The sequence below is a fragment of the Vibrio sp. ZF 223 genome, assembly GCF_003050585.1.
Taxonomy (GTDB): domain Bacteria; phylum Pseudomonadota; class Gammaproteobacteria; order Enterobacterales; family Vibrionaceae; genus Vibrio; species Vibrio crassostreae.
This window is the reverse complement of the sequence record NZ_PIGB01000016.1, coordinates 22,871-39,029: the sequence shown is the minus strand read 5'-3', so window position 1 is coordinate 39,029 and position 16,159 is coordinate 22,871. Positions and strand designations below refer to the sequence as shown.

At 47.2% G+C, this 16,159-nt stretch carries 12 protein-coding genes; 6 read left to right on the top strand and 6 right to left on the bottom strand.

Going from position 1 to position 16,159, the window contains the following annotated elements; all coding sequences use genetic code 11:
- Window positions 1-31: 31 nt before the first annotated feature.
- The 4 genes from atpD to CWO13_RS22115 all read left to right on the top strand — a co-directional run bounded on the left by atpD (window position 32) and on the right by CWO13_RS22115 (window position 5,258).
- On the top strand, window positions 32-1,435 hold the full coding sequence (atpD, locus tag CWO13_RS22130) for a F0F1 ATP synthase subunit beta (RefSeq protein ID WP_048610850.1): 1,404 nt from the start codon (window positions 32-34) through the stop codon (window positions 1,433-1,435).
- An 18-nt stretch (window positions 1,436-1,453) separates the two neighbouring features.
- Window positions 1,454-1,876: a F0F1 ATP synthase subunit epsilon gene (locus tag CWO13_RS22125; protein ID WP_004735742.1), complete on the top strand. Its 423-nt coding sequence runs from the start codon at window positions 1,454-1,456 to the stop codon at window positions 1,874-1,876.
- 183 nt (window positions 1,877-2,059) lie between these two features.
- Window positions 2,060-3,418, top strand: coding sequence for a bifunctional UDP-N-acetylglucosamine diphosphorylase/glucosamine-1-phosphate N-acetyltransferase GlmU (gene glmU, locus CWO13_RS22120; protein ID WP_108083473.1), 1,359 nt, complete (start codon window positions 2,060-2,062; stop codon window positions 3,416-3,418).
- Window positions 3,419-3,638: 220 nt separating this feature from the next.
- A complete protein-coding gene (locus CWO13_RS22115) occupies window positions 3,639-5,258 on the top strand; it encodes a sensor domain-containing diguanylate cyclase (protein ID WP_108083477.1) in 1,620 nt (539 codons plus the stop codon).
- Window positions 5,259-5,328: 70 nt separating this feature from the next.
- On the opposite strand, the gene punC is transcribed toward CWO13_RS22115, so the two are convergent.
- On the bottom strand, window positions 5,329-6,540 hold the full coding sequence (punC, locus tag CWO13_RS22110; RefSeq protein WP_102480826.1) for a purine nucleoside transporter PunC: 1,212 nt from the start codon (window positions 6,538-6,540) through the stop codon (window positions 5,329-5,331).
- Between the two features lie 163 nt (window positions 6,541-6,703).
- Here punC and punR point away from each other — a divergent pair, with 163 nt between their 5' ends.
- Window positions 6,704-7,618, top strand: coding sequence for a DNA-binding transcriptional activator PunR (gene punR, locus CWO13_RS22105; protein WP_048657821.1), 915 nt, complete (start codon window positions 6,704-6,706; stop codon window positions 7,616-7,618).
- A gap of 99 nt (window positions 7,619-7,717) precedes the next feature.
- On the opposite strand, the gene ilvA is transcribed toward punR, so the two are convergent.
- The 5 genes from ilvA to ilvG are packed head-to-tail and all read right to left on the bottom strand — an operon-like array spanning window position 7,718 to window position 14,053.
- Window positions 7,718-9,262 carry a threonine ammonia-lyase, biosynthetic gene (gene ilvA, locus CWO13_RS22100; RefSeq protein ID WP_108083472.1) on the bottom strand — a complete coding sequence of 515 codons (1,545 nt, stop codon included), beginning with the start codon at window positions 9,260-9,262 and terminating at the stop codon, window positions 7,718-7,720.
- Between the two features lie 2 nt (window positions 9,263-9,264).
- A complete protein-coding gene (ilvD, locus tag CWO13_RS22095) occupies window positions 9,265-11,106 on the bottom strand; it encodes a dihydroxy-acid dehydratase (RefSeq protein WP_048610861.1) in 1,842 nt (613 codons plus the stop codon).
- A gap of 33 nt (window positions 11,107-11,139) precedes the next feature.
- The gene (locus CWO13_RS22090) at window positions 11,140-12,108 is read right to left on the bottom strand and encodes a branched-chain amino acid transaminase (protein ID WP_048657823.1); all 969 of its coding nucleotides are present in this window, start codon (window positions 12,106-12,108) and stop codon (window positions 11,140-11,142) included.
- Window positions 12,109-12,120: 12 nt separating this feature from the next.
- Entirely contained in the window at window positions 12,121-12,405 is a 285-nt protein-coding gene (gene ilvM, locus CWO13_RS22085) for an acetolactate synthase 2 small subunit (RefSeq protein WP_017055442.1), read from the bottom strand.
- Window position 12,406: 1 nt separating this feature from the next.
- Window positions 12,407-14,053 carry an acetolactate synthase 2 catalytic subunit gene (ilvG, locus tag CWO13_RS22080; RefSeq protein WP_048657824.1) on the bottom strand — a complete coding sequence of 549 codons (1,647 nt, stop codon included), beginning with the start codon at window positions 14,051-14,053 and terminating at the stop codon, window positions 12,407-12,409.
- Window positions 14,054-14,525: 472 nt separating this feature from the next.
- On the opposite strand from ilvG, the gene CWO13_RS22075 reads away from it, so the two are divergent.
- On the top strand, window positions 14,526-16,049 hold the full coding sequence (locus CWO13_RS22075; protein ID WP_107899436.1) for a YifB family Mg chelatase-like AAA ATPase: 1,524 nt from the start codon (window positions 14,526-14,528) through the stop codon (window positions 16,047-16,049).
- The last annotated feature ends 110 nt before the right edge of the window (window positions 16,050-16,159 follow it).

Genomic DNA, 16,159 nt, shown 5'->3' with positions numbered 1-16,159 from the left:
TAGGTAAAACTAAATAGTTAGAGGATTAACGATGGCTACAGGTAAGATCGTACAGATCATCGGTGCGGTAGTCGACGTAGAGTTCCCACAGGGTGAAGTACCTCGTGTATACGACGCTCTGAATGTTAATGAAGTACAAGAACGTCTAGTTCTTGAAGTTCAGCAACAACTTGGCGGTGGCGTAGTTCGCGCAATCGTAATGGGTAGCTCTGATGGTTTACGTCGTGGTTTGACAGTTGAAAATACTGGCGCTCCAATCTCAGTACCAGTAGGTACTAAGACATTGGGTCGTATCATGAACGTCCTAGGTGACGCGATTGATGAGTGTGGTGAAATCGGTGCTGAAGAGCATTACGCAATTCACCGTGAAGCTCCAAGCTACGAAGAGCAGTCTAACGAGACAGCTCTTCTAGAAACTGGTGTTAAAGTAATCGACTTGATTTGTCCATTCGCTAAGGGTGGTAAAATCGGTCTATTCGGTGGTGCTGGTGTAGGTAAGACCGTTAACATGATGGAACTTATCAACAACATCGCACTTCAACACTCAGGCCTATCTGTATTTGCAGGTGTAGGTGAGCGTACTCGTGAAGGTAACGATTTCTACTTTGAGATGCAGGAAGCAGGTGTTGTAAACATCGAAAAACCTGAAGAATCAAAAGTAGCGATGGTTTACGGTCAGATGAACGAGCCACCAGGTAACCGTCTACGTGTTGCACTGACTGGTCTAACAATGGCAGAGCGCTTCCGTGACGAAGGTCGTGACGTTCTACTGTTCGTTGATAACATCTACCGTTACACACTAGCAGGTACTGAAGTATCAGCACTTCTAGGTCGTATGCCTTCTGCGGTAGGTTACCAACCTACACTAGCTGAAGAAATGGGTGTTCTACAAGAGCGTATCACGTCAACTAAATCTGGTTCTATCACGTCTGTACAGGCGGTATACGTACCAGCGGATGACTTGACTGACCCGTCTCCAGCAACAACGTTCGCTCACTTGGATGCAACGGTTGTACTTAACCGTAACATCGCATCTATGGGTCTATACCCAGCGATCGACCCGCTAGATTCTACTTCACGTCAACTGGATCCATTGGTAGTTGGACAAGAGCATTACGACATCGCTCGTGGCGTTCAGTCTACTCTTCAGCGCTATAAAGAGCTGAAAGATATCATTGCTATCCTAGGTATGGACGAGCTATCTGAAGAAGATAAGCAAGTTGTATCTCGTGCTCGTAAGATTGAGAAGTTCCTAACTCAGCCTTACCACGTAGCGGAAGTATTTACAGGTGACCCAGGCGTTTACGTACCTCTTAAAGAGACTCTACGTGGCTTCCAAGGTCTTCTATCTGGTGAATACGATGACATTCCAGAGCAAGCGTTCATGTACTGTGGTGCAATTGACGAAGCTATCGAGAATGCTAAGAAGCTATAAGGCTAACTAGGAGGCGATATGGCAGCAATAACCTTTCACCTAGACGTTGTAAGCGCAGAGAAACAAATTTTCTCAGGCCTTGTTGAGACGTTTCAGGTGACCGGTAGTGAGGGTGAGCTTGGTATTTTCCATGGTCATACTCCACTGCTGACCGCTATCAAGCCTGGTATGGTGCGTATTGTTAAGCAGCACGGCCACGAAGAAATCATTTATGTTTCTGGTGGTATGGTAGAAGTTCAGCCTGGTACAGCGACTGTACTGGCTGATACAGCTATCCGTGGTGAAGAGCTAGACGCAGCAAAGGCGGAAGAAGCTAAACGCAAGGCTGTGGAGAATATCCAAAATCAGCATGGCGACATAGACTTCGCACAAGCGGCCGGTGAACTGGCTAAAGCCATTGCTCAGTTACGAGTTATCGAACTGACAAAACAGCGTCGTTAATCTTTTTTAAGATTATAGACTCTGAGATAAAGGCGACCTAAGGGTCGCCTTTTTGCATTTTTAGATTCTCAAAAATGCTTCTTTTACGTATCACTACTGGTTAAATGGTTATTGCGATTTAATTTTTTAACTAAAAACGGTTACAATATCGGCTTAATAAAAATAACGTTGGATAGGTTTACAATGAAGTTTAGCGCAGTCATTCTCGCGGCGGGCAAAGGCACTCGCATGTATTCAAACACACCAAAGGTTCTGCACACACTTGCAGGTAAGCCAATGGTGAAGCATGTTATCGATACCTGTAATGGTTTAGGCGCTCAAAATATCAACCTGGTTTACGGCCACGGTGGTGATCAGATGAAGGCTACTCTAGCTGAAGAATCTGTAAATTGGGCACTGCAAGCTGAGCAGCTAGGTACAGGCCACGCGGTGGATCAAGCATCTGCACATTTCGCTGATGATGAAAAAGTATTGGTGCTCTACGGTGATGTTCCACTGATCTCACCTGAAACCATTGAAAACCTATTAGACGCCCAGCCAAACGGTGGCATCGCGCTACTTACGGTCGTGTTAGACAACCCAATGGGCTACGGACGTATTATTCGTCGTAATGGCCCTGTTGTGGCTATCGTTGAGCAGAAAGATGCAACCGATGAGCAGAAGCTTATCAAAGAGATCAACACCGGCGTTATGGTTGCTACTGGTGGTGATCTGAAGCGTTGGTTGTCTGGCCTAAGTAACGACAACGCACAAGGCGAATACTACCTGACTGACGTTATTGCTGCGGCTCACGATGAAGGTCGTGCAGTTGAAGCTGTACACCCAGTAAGCCCAATTGAAGTGGAAGGCGTGAACGACCGCTCTCAACTTGCTCGTCTAGAGCGCGCTTACCAAGCTGAGCAAGCAGATAAGCTATTGAAGCAAGGCGTAATGCTTCGTGACCCAAGCCGTTTTGATCTGCGTGGTGAACTGCAGTGCGGTATGGATGTTGAGATTGATACTAATGTTATCATCGAAGGCAGCGTAAGCATTGGCGACAACGTGGTTATCGGCACCGGTTGTGTCTTGAAAGACTGTGAGATCGATGACAACACCATCGTGCGTCCATACAGCGTAATTGAAGGTGCAACGGTCGGTGAAGACTGTACGGTTGGTCCTTTTACTCGTCTACGTCCTGGCGCTGACATGCGTAATAACTCGCACGTCGGTAACTTCGTAGAAGTGAAAAATACTTGTCTTGGTGAGGGTTCGAAAGCGAACCACTTAACGTATCTAGGCGATGCTGAAATTGGCCAGCGTGTAAACGTGGGTGCGGGTGCAATTACTTGTAACTACGATGGCGCGAATAAGTTTAAGACCATCATTGGCGACGACGTATTCGTTGGTTCAGATAGCCAATTAATAGCGCCTGTTACGATTGGTAATGGTGCTACCGTTGGTGCTGGCTCTACAGTAACGCGCGATGTTTCTGAAAATGAGTTAGTTATCAGCCGTGCTAAAGAACGTAAGATTGCTGATTGGAAACGTCCAACTAAGAAGTAAGTTCTAACGCCCAAAAGATATTTTTATGAAAGCCAGTAGCATCGCTACTGGCTTTTTTGTATCGGCCACACACTGCTAACAAAATAATCAATTTGGCAATTGTATTTTTTTAATAAATTGTTAGTATTCGGGCTGTGGTTCGGTATAAATGGATTGATGTACGGTGATATTGGTTGAAAAGAAATGGCAAACATTGCCGATCATTATTTTGTCTTTTTCAATGTTAATTGGTCTATATGGCTTTTATGTAACGCTGGAAAAGTTGGTTGTTGAGAATGAGCGTGATCACCTTGTCTCTTTGATGTCAGATGTCGTGTACGAGGTCCGTGAAGATAGTCGTTTATTCTCGGAAGGGGTAGATGTTGATGATTACATTGGTAATCTTACCCAAGCTAGTACACGATTAAGAATTCAGGTTATTAATCCTGATGGTGCAGTGATTGGGGATACGGACCTTTCTGATCATGCGCTTGCTGGCGTTGAAAACCACAGCGATCGACCTGAATTTCAACAAGCTCTAAAAACAGGCTTTGGCAGTGACGTGCGCTTTAGTACGGTCACTTCGGTTGATCGTATCTATTACTCCCATAAAGAATCCATGAACGGTAACAGCTTCGTTATCGTCATCTCCTCACCGATGCACCAACTTAAGCAGATGAATTTCCAATTGATGGGGATTCTGGTTGGTATGGTGTTGCTGAGTTTGAGCTTCTTGATTGGTACCTCTTACGTGAGCAATCGCCAAATTGTTCATCGAGTAGAAGAAGAACAGAAGAAGCAAGATGAACGCATTCGCCAGCGAACCCATGAAATCGAGTTGATGCACCGCCTCGCGAATATGCTTGCCGCGTGTAACAACATGGTGGAAGCTCAACAAATCGTTTCGGATATCTTGCCGCGAATTCTCGGTAACGTGAACGGCAGTGTTTCTTTGATGCGTGCATCGCGTAACCAGTTGATCACTCAGCTCGATTGGGGGGAAACTTGGCCTGGAAGTGCGAGCTTTGCTCCAGAAGAGTGTTGGTCACTGCGTAAGGGGCGTGCGCATCAATCGAATGATGATTTCCACTCTCTAACCTGTGGTCACATGCATGAGATGGAAAATAACCAAACCCTGTGTATTCCGTTGACGGCACATGGCAACACCATCGGTATCATGCACCTTTATTTCGGTGTCGGTGATATCAATATCGATCCTATTATCGAGCAATTAGCCTTCAGTGTTTCAGAGCACTTAGGGTTAGCATTGGCTAACCTGAGCTTACAAGAGAAGCTTCGCTCTCAAGCGTTGAGCGATCCGCTGACTGGCTTATTCAACCGTCGTTTCTTCGAGCAGAAATTGGAAGAGCACTCGATGAATTCGGCCACCAGCGAACAACCTCTATCGTTACTCATGCTCGATTTGGATCACTTCAAACGCTTCAATGACAACTTTGGTCATGATGCGGGTGACTTTGTGTTGAAAGAGATCAGTGCGCTACTTAAACAGAGTGTCAGTGAAGATGAGATTGCTTGTCGATTGGGTGGTGAAGAGTTAGCTGTGCTGCTTCCGCATTACACCATGCAGCAAGCGACCGAGTTTGGACAAACGTTATGTGATGCTGTGCGTTCTATGCATCTTGAACACAAAGGCCTATCGCTAGGTCAGCTTGGTGTTTCAATTGGTGTGGCGACTTATCCTAAGCCAGCATCTGATACCGAATCTTTGGTTAAGATGGCTGATAATGCTTTGTACATGGCCAAAGACATGGGTCGTAGCCGAGTGGTTAACTATGATGAATACAGCCGTCATAAAGCGCCTGCGTTAGAAGTAGTCGATGGTGAAGTTGCTGCCAAGTAAGTAGAAGTCAAATTTAGATATAAAAAAAGAGCGAGTAATCTCGCTCTTTTTGTTTTCGTTAACTTAGGAACTAGTCTTGTTTCTCGTCAGCGACCACTCGAGAGTTGTCTGGTGTCGCGAAGTGTTCAGAAAGCTCTTTGTTCGAAACAATATAGCCAACCCACAATGCACCTAAACAAATCACAACTGCAATACCCGTTGCGCTTAGTGCTTGGCTAGCCATTGCCGCGACCAATGCACTTGATAGGCCACTGATACTGATTTGCAGACTATTTTGTAGACCAGCAGCTGTTGCTGGGCTTTGCTTGGCACTTGATAGGGCACGGTTTACTACGATTGGGTAAAGTGCGCCATTTGCTACTGCAATCAAACAGAAAGGTGCAAGTAGAGGCCAGATTGACGTTAGTTCCCACTGTGATGCGATGAAGATAAGCATTGCAGCAACACTGAACAAACCAATCAGATTTCTTAGCACCACGCCATCTCCATACTTCTTCACCGCTTGCTTACCGAAGTAACCACCCGCCATGAATGCGATCGTTTGTGGGATGAAGCTCAAACCGATGTCTTTTGCTTCGTAGCCTAATTGAGCCATGATCTCTGGCATGCCCGTTAGGTAAGCGAAGAACGCTGCAGATGCCGAAGCAAACATTAAAACATTACCCATGTAAGGCTTTGATTTAATAAGCATCTTGATGTCTGTCTTAATCGATGTCTGTTTTACTTCAGGTGCTTCTTTTGGTTGAGCCATTGTGGTTGCAACTAGCAGTGCACCCATCAAGGTCAATGTGATGAAGATACTGTGCCAGCCAAAGCTATCCGCCAGTAACACACCTAACTGAGGTGCTAGTGCAGGAGATAACGCAACCAAAGGCATGATGGTTGCAAAAATTTGCTGGCTGCTACTTTGCGAGTAACGCTTGATAACCATGGCTTGCCAGATTACCGCCGGAGCACATACACCGATTGCTTGAATGAATCGTAGTGTCAGTAGGTGCCATACCTCGGTGCTGAATGCTAAGCCGAATGAAGCTGCCGTAAAGATCACAAGACCAACCGCCAGCGTATTGCGGTGACCATACTTGTCACTTGCCAGACCCCAAAGAAGCTGACCCATTGCCATACCGCCAAGGAATACGGTTAGAGATAGAGCAATCTGCTCCGGGCCGGTTGCGAAATCAACTTCCATTGCCTTAAATGCAGGAAGGTACATATCGGTCGCAATAAAGCCAAGCATTGAAAGAACAGCAAGGTAGACCAATTGAAATTTAGAAATATTCATAAGATGCCATTAAGCTAAAGGTAATGATGTTTTTATCATCAAAAAAATTGTTTGATATACAGAGGTGAAAGCCCCTGTTTATTTATGTTGACATTCTATTTTTCAGACCTGATAAAATAAAACGCTAAAATATGTGGTTATCAATCAAAAAATTTGAAGGCTTATGTTCTCTAAATCCTCTTTAGAAATGCTCGACACAGTGGCGCGCTTGGGTAGTTTTACCGCAGCTGCTGAACAGTTGCACAAAGTACCATCGGCGATCAGCTACGGTGTTAGACAGGTTGAGCAAGAACTGGATGTGCTACTTTTCAGGCGTTTACCGAGAAAGGTAGAGCTGACACCTGCAGGTGAGTTGTTCATTGAAGAGGCTCGTGCATTGCTCAGACAGATGGAAGAGGTCAGTGCCCAGACTCGACGAGCAGCGCGTGGTTGGAAGAAAACCTTGCGCCTAACGCTCGATAACGTGGTTAAGCTCGATAAGATGAAGCCGATGATTGAAGAGTTCTACCAAACCTTTGAGTTTGCAGAGCTCCAGATCAACATGGAGGTGTTCAACGGCTCTTGGGAAGCCATTGCACAGGGCAGAGCGGATATTGTTATTGGTGCTACTTCTGCGATTCCAGTTGGTGGTGACTTTGAGGTGAAAGATATGGGGCGCTTGGACTGGGCGTTTGTGATGTCGCCAAGTCACCCGTGTGTGCGAGAGCAAAACCTCAATGAAGAATTCGTGAGTCAGTTCCCTGCAATCTGTTTGGATGACACCTCTAGCGTACTGCCTAAACGCCACACCGGCCATTATGGCAACCAAAGGCGCTTGTTGTTACCTAACTGGTATAGTGCGATTGAGTGCCTTAAGAATGGTGTTGGAGTGGGCTACATGCCAAGACATATCGCTGCTCCTATTATTGAGCAGGGTTTGCTGGTGGAGAAAATCTTGCCTGAACCAAGCCCGCAGAGCCATTGTTGTTTGGTGTGGCGAAAAGACGATAACCATAAATTGATCGAATGGATGGTGAAGTACCTAGGATCGAGTGAGCAACTTCACCAAGATTGGTTGGATCATCGTAAGGCGATCTAATGATCGATTTGAAAGTGATCTTTTGGGTGCTTGGCCTGAATTGTCGCCAATAAAAAGAGCGAGTAAAAACTCGCTCTTTTTGGTTCGATAGCTTAACTCTTAAGACAAGAAGAACTTGTAAGAAGGGTTATCGGTTTCGTCTTTACACTGATAGCCAAGCTCTCGTAGGTGTGTCGAGAACTGAGCCAAATCATCATCACCAAGTTCGAAGCCACACAATACGCGACCGTAATCGGCGCCGTGGTTACGATAATTGAACAGGCTGATATTCCAGTGAGTACCTAAGGTATCAAGGAATTTAATCAATGCACCTGGATATTCTGGAAACTCGAAGCTGTACAGACGTTCTTGCAGTGGCTTCGATGGTTTGCCGCCAATCATGTAGCGAATGTGCAGTTTTGCCATCTCATCATCAGACAGATCGACAACTGGGTAGCCGCCTTCACGTAGGTCATTAATGATGTGATCGAGCTCTTCTTGACCACCTTGCAGACGTACACCAACGAAGATATTCGCTAGGCTTTCGTCGTTGTGGCGGTAGTTAAACTCCGTCACCGCTCGGCCGCCAATAATATTACAGAACTCTAGGAATGCACCTTGTCGCTCTGGAATAGTCACCGCAAGTAGACCTTCTCGTTTTTCGCCCAACTCACAACGTTCAGACACATAGCGCAAACCGTGGAAGTTGGTGTTAGCACCAGACAGTACCGTTGCCAGTTGCTTGCCTTGCAGTTGGTTCTGCTCAGCAAACTTCTTGAGACCAGCCAGAGCCAGCGCTCCCGAAGGTTCAGCAATCGCACGAGTGTCTTCAAAGATGTCTTTTACCGCAGAGCAGATCTCATCGCTAGACACGGCAATATGACCATCGATGTACTGTTGGCATAGGCGGAAGGTCTCTTCGCCAATGCGCTTAACCGCAACGCCATCTGCAAACATGCTGACCTGATCCAGTACCACTGGCTCACCGGCATCGAGAGCTGATTTCAAGCAAGATGAGTCTTCTGGTTCAACCGCGATGACTTTAATTTCTGGCATCAGCTGTTTAACCAGCACAGCAACACCAGCAGCTAAGCCACCGCCACCAACAGGCACAAAGATGTAATCCATGTGACCATTCTGCTGCAGCATCTCCATGCCCATAGTGCCTTGTCCAGCGATCACCAATGGGTGATCAAATGGAGGCACAAAGGTGTAGCCGTGTTCAGCAGAAAGGCGTTCAGCCTCTGCCTTCGCTTCATCAAAGTTGCTGCCGTGCAGAACCACGTTACCGCCAAAGCCACGTACCGCATCAACCTTGATATCAGGAGTGGTTTTTGGCATCACAATCGTGGTTTGAATACCAAGTTTAGAACCGGACAGCGCCATACCTTGAGCGTGGTTACCCGCCGATGCAGCAATCACACCAGCAGCTTTCTGTTGCTCTGAAAGGCTTGATACCATGTTGTAGGCACCACGTAGCTTGAACGAGTGGACCGGCTGACGGTCTTCTCGCTTTAGCTGAACCTGATTACCAATGCGCGCGCTTAAACGCGGCATCTCTTGCAGAGGTGTTACGATTGCCGCTTCGTAAACCGGCGCTCTCAGGATCTGACGCAGATAGTCTGCGCCAGTTTGTTTTTTGGGGCTGGAGGTGTCATCACTCATAGTTAGCCCTCAAGCTTAGACTTATCACGCACGGCGCCTTTGTCGGCACTGGTTGCCATGCTTGCGTAAGCTTTCAGTGCGAATGAAACTTCACGCTGACGGTTTTCTGGTTTCCAGCCTAGTGCGTCTTGCTTAACACGACGCGCTTCTAGCTCAGCTTCAGGCACATCAAGTGTGATTGAGCGGCTAGGGATGTCGATAGTGATGATGTCGCCAGTATTCACTAGACCAATAACACCGCCACTTGCTGCTTCTGGAGAAGCGTGACCGATAGACAGACCCGAAGTACCACCAGAGAAACGTCCGTCCGTTAGAAGCGCACAAGACTTACCTAGACCCATAGATTTTAGGTAAGTAGTTGGGTAGAGCATTTCTTGCATGCCCGGACCACCTTTAGGACCTTCGTAACGAATAACAACCACTTCGCCGGCTTTTACTTTACCCGCTAAGATACCGTCTACTGCCGTGTCTTGGCTTTCAAATACGATTGCAGGACCTTGGAATTTCAGGTTCTCCTCATCAACACCCGCGGTCTTGACGATACAACCATCAACGGCGATGTTACCTGAAAGTACCGCTAGGCCACCTTCTTGGCTGAATGCGTTCTCTTTGGTACGAATACAACCATCGACACGGTCATCATCAAGGCGATCCCAACGACAATCTTGTGAGAAGGCTTTAGTCGTACGAATGCCCGCAGGGCCTGCACGGAAGAACTTAAGCACGGCTTCGTCTTCGGTCTGCATGATGTCGTATTGAGCTAGCTGCTCTTGCATGCTTAGGCCAAGTACAGTGCGTGTTTGGTTGTTTAACAGGCCAGCACGGTCTAGTTCACCTAGGATAGCCATTACGCCACCAGCACGGTGAACGTCTTCCATGTGGTATTTAGGTGTTGAAGGAGCAACCTTACATAGGTGTGGAACACGGCGAGACATCTCGTCGATATCACCCATATCAAAGTCAATCTCACCTTCTTGAGCCGCCGCTAAAAGGTGAAGAACTGTGTTACTTGAACCACCCATTGCGATATCTAGCGCCATTGCATTATCAAAGGCTGCGCGGTTAGCGATGTTGCGTGGCAGTGCTGATTCGTCATCTTGCTCGTAGTAGCGCTTAGTTAGGTCAACGATGCGCTTACCTGCATTGATGAATAGCTCTTCACGGTCAGCGTGCGTTGCTAGCATAGAGCCGTTACCTGGTTGAGATAGGCCAAGTGCTTCAGTTAGACAGTTCATTGAGTTAGCCGTGAACATACCTGAACATGAACCACATGTTGGACATGCAGAACGCTCTACTTGCTCACTTTGCTCATCAGAAATGGTTGGATCGGCACCTTGGATCATTGCGTCAACAAGGTCTAGCTTGATGATTTGATCTGAAAGCTTAGTTTTACCTGCTTCCATAGGGCCGCCAGATACAAAGATCACTGGGATGTTTAGGCGCATTGCAGCCATCATCATTCCCGGAGTGATTTTGTCACAGTTAGAGATACACACCATTGCATCCGCACAGTGTGCATTGACCATGTATTCTACTGAGTCTGCGATAAGCTCACGTGATGGCAGTGAGTACAGCATGCCGCCGTGGCCCATTGCGATACCATCATCCACTGCGATGGTGTTGAATTCTTTAGCGATACCACCCGCTTTCTCGATTTCACCCGCAACCAATTGACCCATGTCTTTAAGGTGCACGTGGCCTGGAACGAATTGAGTGAACGAGTTTACAACCGCGATGATTGGCTTACCGAAGTCATCATCTTTAACGCCAGTTGCACGCCATAAAGCGCGCGCACCAGCCATGTTGCGTCCGTGGGTAGTCGTTGCTGAACGATAGATTGGCATTGCTTAAATCCTTATAAAATATTTGGCTGTTGCTTACTTAGTTGTTTGCGTTTGGTTTTCTGAAGCTTGGTCTGCTGGGTACACATAGTCTAACCAGCCCCACTTATCTTCAGTGGTTCCATTGAAGAGACCAAAGTAAGCCGCTTGAACTTTTTCAGTGATAGGACCGCGTTTGCCTTCACCTACTGTAATTTTGTCTACACTGCGAACCGGAACGATTTCCGCTGCTGTGCCTGTCATGAAGACTTCGTCAGCAAGGTATAGTGCTTCACGAGCAATGTTCTCTTCACGGATCTCATAACCCATGTCTTTTGCTAGTGTCATGATCGAATCACGAGTGATACCCGGTAGAATTGCGCTGGTCGCTGGTGGCGTTGATAGCACGCCATTACGTACTACAAAAATGTTTTCGCCAGCACCTTCAGAAAGGTAGCCATCAACACTCAGAGCGATACCTTCATCGTAACCATGACGGCGAGCTTCGCCACCAACCAGTAGTGAAGATAGGTAGTTACCACCGGCTTTTGCTGCGGTTGGGATCGTGTTTGGAGCTGCACGGTTCCAGCTAGAAATCATTGCATCAACGCCGTTTTCTAGCGCTTCTTCGCCTAGGTACGAACCCCAAGGGAAAGCAGCGATGATCAATTCCATCTCGGTATTTTCTGGCGGGCAGACACCTAAACCAACGTTACCTACGAAACCTAGAGGGCGGATGTACGCTGACTCTAGCTTATTTTGGCGTAGCGTTTCGCGAGTTGCTTCCATAATTTCTTCCTCAGTGTAAGGAATAGGGAAGCGGTAGATTTTTGCTGAGTCTTTTAGGCGCTTAGCATGCTCAGGGTGACGGAAGATAACCGGCCCCTTTGGTGTGTTGTAGCAACGAACACCTTCAAACACAGAAGTACCGTAGTGCATTGCGTGAGTCAGGACGTGAACGTTCGCCTCTGCCCAAGGAACCATCTCACCGTTAAACCAAATATAGTCTGCTGTTTTAGCTGTCATGTTTACGGTTCCCTATGCGTTTATCTTTTGTTGTAAGTTGTTGTTTGGCAGTTCATTACGGCTGATAGAGATAACGTCAACGGTACGCACATCCCACAGCTTCTCGATTTGATTGACCAAGAAAGAGATCGGACGGTCACTGTCTACGATGATCTCAACACTCGCCACTTTGCTTTCGTGGTTTTGAGTGCCCGCAACTTGCTTAACAATGAAGCCACGGTGGCGGATAACACGAAGAACACGCTCTAGTAGTACAGGCTTATCATCGGCTTTGATGTCTAATAGGTATCTTTTCATGTTATGTGTTCTCCAACATCTCACTGTTTGAAGCACCTGGCGGTACTAGTGGCCATACGTTTTCTTCTTCATCGATAAGAACATGAAGTAGGTAAGCGGTTTTGCTCTCTAGCATCTCTTTCAATGCTGGTTCTACTTCTTCTTTACGAGTGATGGTTTTGCCCGGGATGTCGAACGCTTTCGCGAGCATCACGAAATCAGGGTTGTCATCCAAGATAGTTTCACTGTGGCGGCCATCAAAGAACAGCGATTGCCATTGGCGAACCATGCCCAAGCGAGAGTTATTAAGCAGTACCATCTTCACTGGGATCTGACGACGCTTTAAGGTGCCAAGCTCTTGAATGTTCATCATGAACGAGCCATCACCAGAGATTAGAATCGATTGGTCATCAGGACGACCAACCGACGCACCCATAGCCGCTGGTAAACCAAAGCCCATGGTGCCTAAACCGGCAGAGGTAATGAAGTTTTGTGGATCGCGAGGCTGAATGTGCTGGGCTGCCCACATCTGGTGTTGGCCAACATCGGTCGAAACGATAGAGCTTGCTGGCATCATGTCAGATAATTGTTTTAACAGCAGTGGAGCAAAGATCAGATCGCCAGGGTGGTCGTAACGCCATTTGAATGAGCTACGAAGCCCTTCAGAGTGGTGAACCCAAGAGGAGATGTCTTGGCTTAGCTCTAGTTGAGGCATGATCTTGTTGATGTCACCGCGAATTGGCGCGTTGGCCAGACGCAGTTTGCTGAACTCTGCTGCATCGATATCGATATGGATAACCTTCGCGTGTGGCGCAAAAGTATCGAGTTTGCCTGTTACTCGGTCATCAAAACGGGCACCGACAACAATCAGTAGGTCACTCTCTTGAACTACAAGGTTAGCGGCTTTAGTGCCGTGCATACCCAGCATGCCAAGGTAGTGTGGGTCATCACGTTCGATAGTTCCCAAGCCTTTTAGTGTGCTTACGGCTGGCATTGGGTTAAGGCGTAAAAACTCACGAACCGCATCGGTTGCTTTAGCAAGTTGAACACCACCACCTACGTATAAAACAGGACGGGTTGCTTGAGATAAGAAGTACTGCGCCTGTTCAATGGCATCAGTTGTTGAAACAGGAATTGCGGGTGGAGTAAATTCAGGAAGAGAGTTAACTGGAGCTTCAGCCAGTTGAACATCTTTAGCGATATCGACGATAACCGGGCCAGGACGACCAGACTTCGCAACCACAAACGCTTCAGCGAGGGTTGGAGCAAGATCTTCAATATCAGTCACTAGGTAGCTGTGTTTAGTACATGACAGAGACATACCAATCACATCCATTTCTTGGAATGCATCGGTACCAATGTGGGAACTTGCAACCTGACCTGTGATTGCAACCATTGGGATAGAGTCCATAAAGGCATCAGCAAGGCCAGTGACTAGGTTGGTTGCACCTGGGCCAGACGTTGCCATACAAACAGCGACATCTTGTGTTGCTCGAGCCATGCCGATCGCGGCCATAGCAGCGCCTTGCTCATGGCGACATAGGATATGTTCAACCCCGCCGTCATAGAGTGCATCGTAGATTGGCATGATGGCACCACCTGGGTAACCAAATACGGTCTCAATTCCTTGTTGCTTGAGTGCGGATACGACTAGTTCTGCGCCTTTCATCGGAATTCTCCCGTATTACCTTTATTTTGGTAACTGTTTCCTTTGTCTCTGCACATCTTGTGCTCCCATTCTTCCTGTAAATCGGCAAAGCCGAAAATGCTCAAAAATATAAAAATCGAATGTTTAAATTAGAAAAAACCCCCGGACTTGTCAGTGCGGGGGTTTTTTCTAATTCGTGGTTACTTTCTTCCCACTCGCCCCCGCGCAGTCTTAATAATGACTACGATAATCAGGTTAATCAGTGCGTAAATGCGAGCGTTAAAAATCATAATATTCGAGTTTTCTCGTTTATTGTCTTCAGTAAATGTCTACATCTCTAGTGTTATCACACAAATCTGCCGCATGACAAGGAAAATGTCATTCTTTTTTCACATTAAAACACCATTCCACCAAGCTATATAACAACCTTATAGCTTTGGTGAGCAACGAATATCCAGAGCGAATACTTTTAAATCAAAGACAAAGGAAAGTTATGGGACTCGCGATAATTCATAGTCGAGCTAGTGTGGGTGTAGAGGCGCCAGAAGTGACCGTTGAGGTGCATATAAGCAACGGAATGCCTGGTTTTACGCTGGTAGGTCTACCTGAAACAACGGTCAAGGAATCTAAAGATCGAGTGAGAAGCGCGATCATCAATTCCCGCTTTGAGTTTCCATCCAAAAGAATCACGGTCAACCTTGCCCCTGCCGATTTACCCAAGGAAGGAGGTCGTTTCGACCTGCCAATCGCGCTTGGGATTTTAGTGGCATCGGATCAGCTACCGACATCAAAAATAGCTCAGCATGAATTCATCGGTGAGTTGGCGTTGTCAGGAGAGTTGCGTTCAGTAAAGGGCGTGTTGCCAGCGACGTTAGCCGCCGATAGCGTCGAACGATGCTTAGTTGTCCCACATGATAACGGTGATCAGGCAGCGTTGGTGGGCAAGGGAGCCCATAAATCAGCGCAAACCTTGTTGGAGGTTTGCGCTGACATGTGTGGACAGGCTCAGCTTGGCCTATATCGAACGGAGCATCATCAGGCTGATGTTTCAGTGCTTCGCGACCTTCAAGATATTATCGGTCAACAACAAGGCAAGCGAGCTCTGGAGATAGCAGCCGCTGGCAACCATAACTTACTGTTCCTTGGCCCTCCGGGAACCGGAAAAACCATGCTCGCTTCTCGGTTACGCGATTTGTTACCGGAGATGAGTGATGACGAGGCGATGGAAACCGCATCGGTGGCCTCGCTAACGCAGCAAGAGATCAATCAATACAATTGGAAGCAGAGGCCATTTCGTTCACCTCACCATTCGAGTTCGATGGCTGCATTAGTGGGAGGTGGGTCAGTCCCTCGCCCCGGTGAGATCTCTCTGGCGCATAATGGATTACTGTTTCTAGATGAGATGCCGGAGTTTGAACGCAAGGTGCTCGATTCACTGCGCGAACCGCTAGAGTCGGGCGAGATTATTATTTCACGCGCGGCAGGTAAGACTCGTTTCCCTGCTCGCTTTCAGTTGGTCGGCGCCTTGAATCCAAGCCCGACTGGTTATTACGAAGGCAATCAAGCACGCGCTAATCCGCAGATCATTTTGCGTTATCTTAATCGATTGTCTGGGCCATTGCTTGATCGCTTTGATATGTCGTTAGAGATCCCACTACTGCCTAAAGGGATGTTGGCTGAAGGTGGCGATCGTGGTGAAACCACCCAAGTCGTAAAACAAAGGGTCAAACAGGCTCGTCAAACCATGCTATCTAGAAACCATAAATCGAATGCACTGCTCGGTAGTCGAGAAATAGAGAAGTATTGCCCATTGCGACGTGAAGATGCGGAGTTTCTCGAGACTGCACTGCATCGATTGGGTCTGTCGATTCGTGCTTATCATCGAATCATTAAGGTAGCACGAACCATTGCCGACCTTGACGGTAACGAGCAGATCGAAAAGAAACACCTATCAGAAGCGCTTGGTTATCGAGCGATGGATAGATTATTGAAGCAACTCACGGCACAAGCTGTGTAGTCATGCCAATGGTAGTAAACAACTGGCCATTTATTTACAGTGATTGGTATACAAACAAAAAAGCCTGCTTCAGTGAGCAGGCTTTGGTTTGATAATTTATTGGCGCTGGC

Coding starts and splice junctions, on each gene's coding strand:
- atpD (WP_048610850.1), top strand. CDS start 32: ATGGCTACAGGTAAGATCGTACAGATCATCGGTGCGGTAGTCGACGTA.
- CWO13_RS22125 (WP_004735742.1), top strand. CDS start 1,454: ATGGCAGCAATAACCTTTCACCTAGACGTTGTAAGCGCAGAGAAACAA.
- glmU (WP_108083473.1), top strand. CDS start 2,060: ATGAAGTTTAGCGCAGTCATTCTCGCGGCGGGCAAAGGCACTCGCATG.
- CWO13_RS22115 (WP_108083477.1), top strand. CDS start 3,639: ATGTTAATTGGTCTATATGGCTTTTATGTAACGCTGGAAAAGTTGGTT.
- punC (WP_102480826.1), bottom strand. CDS start 6,540: ATGAATATTTCTAAATTTCAATTGGTCTACCTTGCTGTTCTTTCAATG.
- punR (WP_048657821.1), top strand. CDS start 6,704: ATGTTCTCTAAATCCTCTTTAGAAATGCTCGACACAGTGGCGCGCTTG.
- ilvA (WP_108083472.1), bottom strand. CDS start 9,262: ATGAGTGATGACACCTCCAGCCCCAAAAAACAAACTGGCGCAGACTAT.
- ilvD (WP_048610861.1), bottom strand. CDS start 11,106: ATGCCAATCTATCGTTCAGCAACGACTACCCACGGACGCAACATGGCT.
- CWO13_RS22090 (WP_048657823.1), bottom strand. CDS start 12,108: ATGACAGCTAAAACAGCAGACTATATTTGGTTTAACGGTGAGATGGTT.
- ilvM (WP_017055442.1), bottom strand. CDS start 12,405: ATGAAAAGATACCTATTAGACATCAAAGCCGATGATAAGCCTGTACTA.
- ilvG (WP_048657824.1), bottom strand. CDS start 14,053: ATGAAAGGCGCAGAACTAGTCGTATCCGCACTCAAGCAACAAGGAATT.
- CWO13_RS22075 (WP_107899436.1), top strand. CDS start 14,526: ATGGGACTCGCGATAATTCATAGTCGAGCTAGTGTGGGTGTAGAGGCG.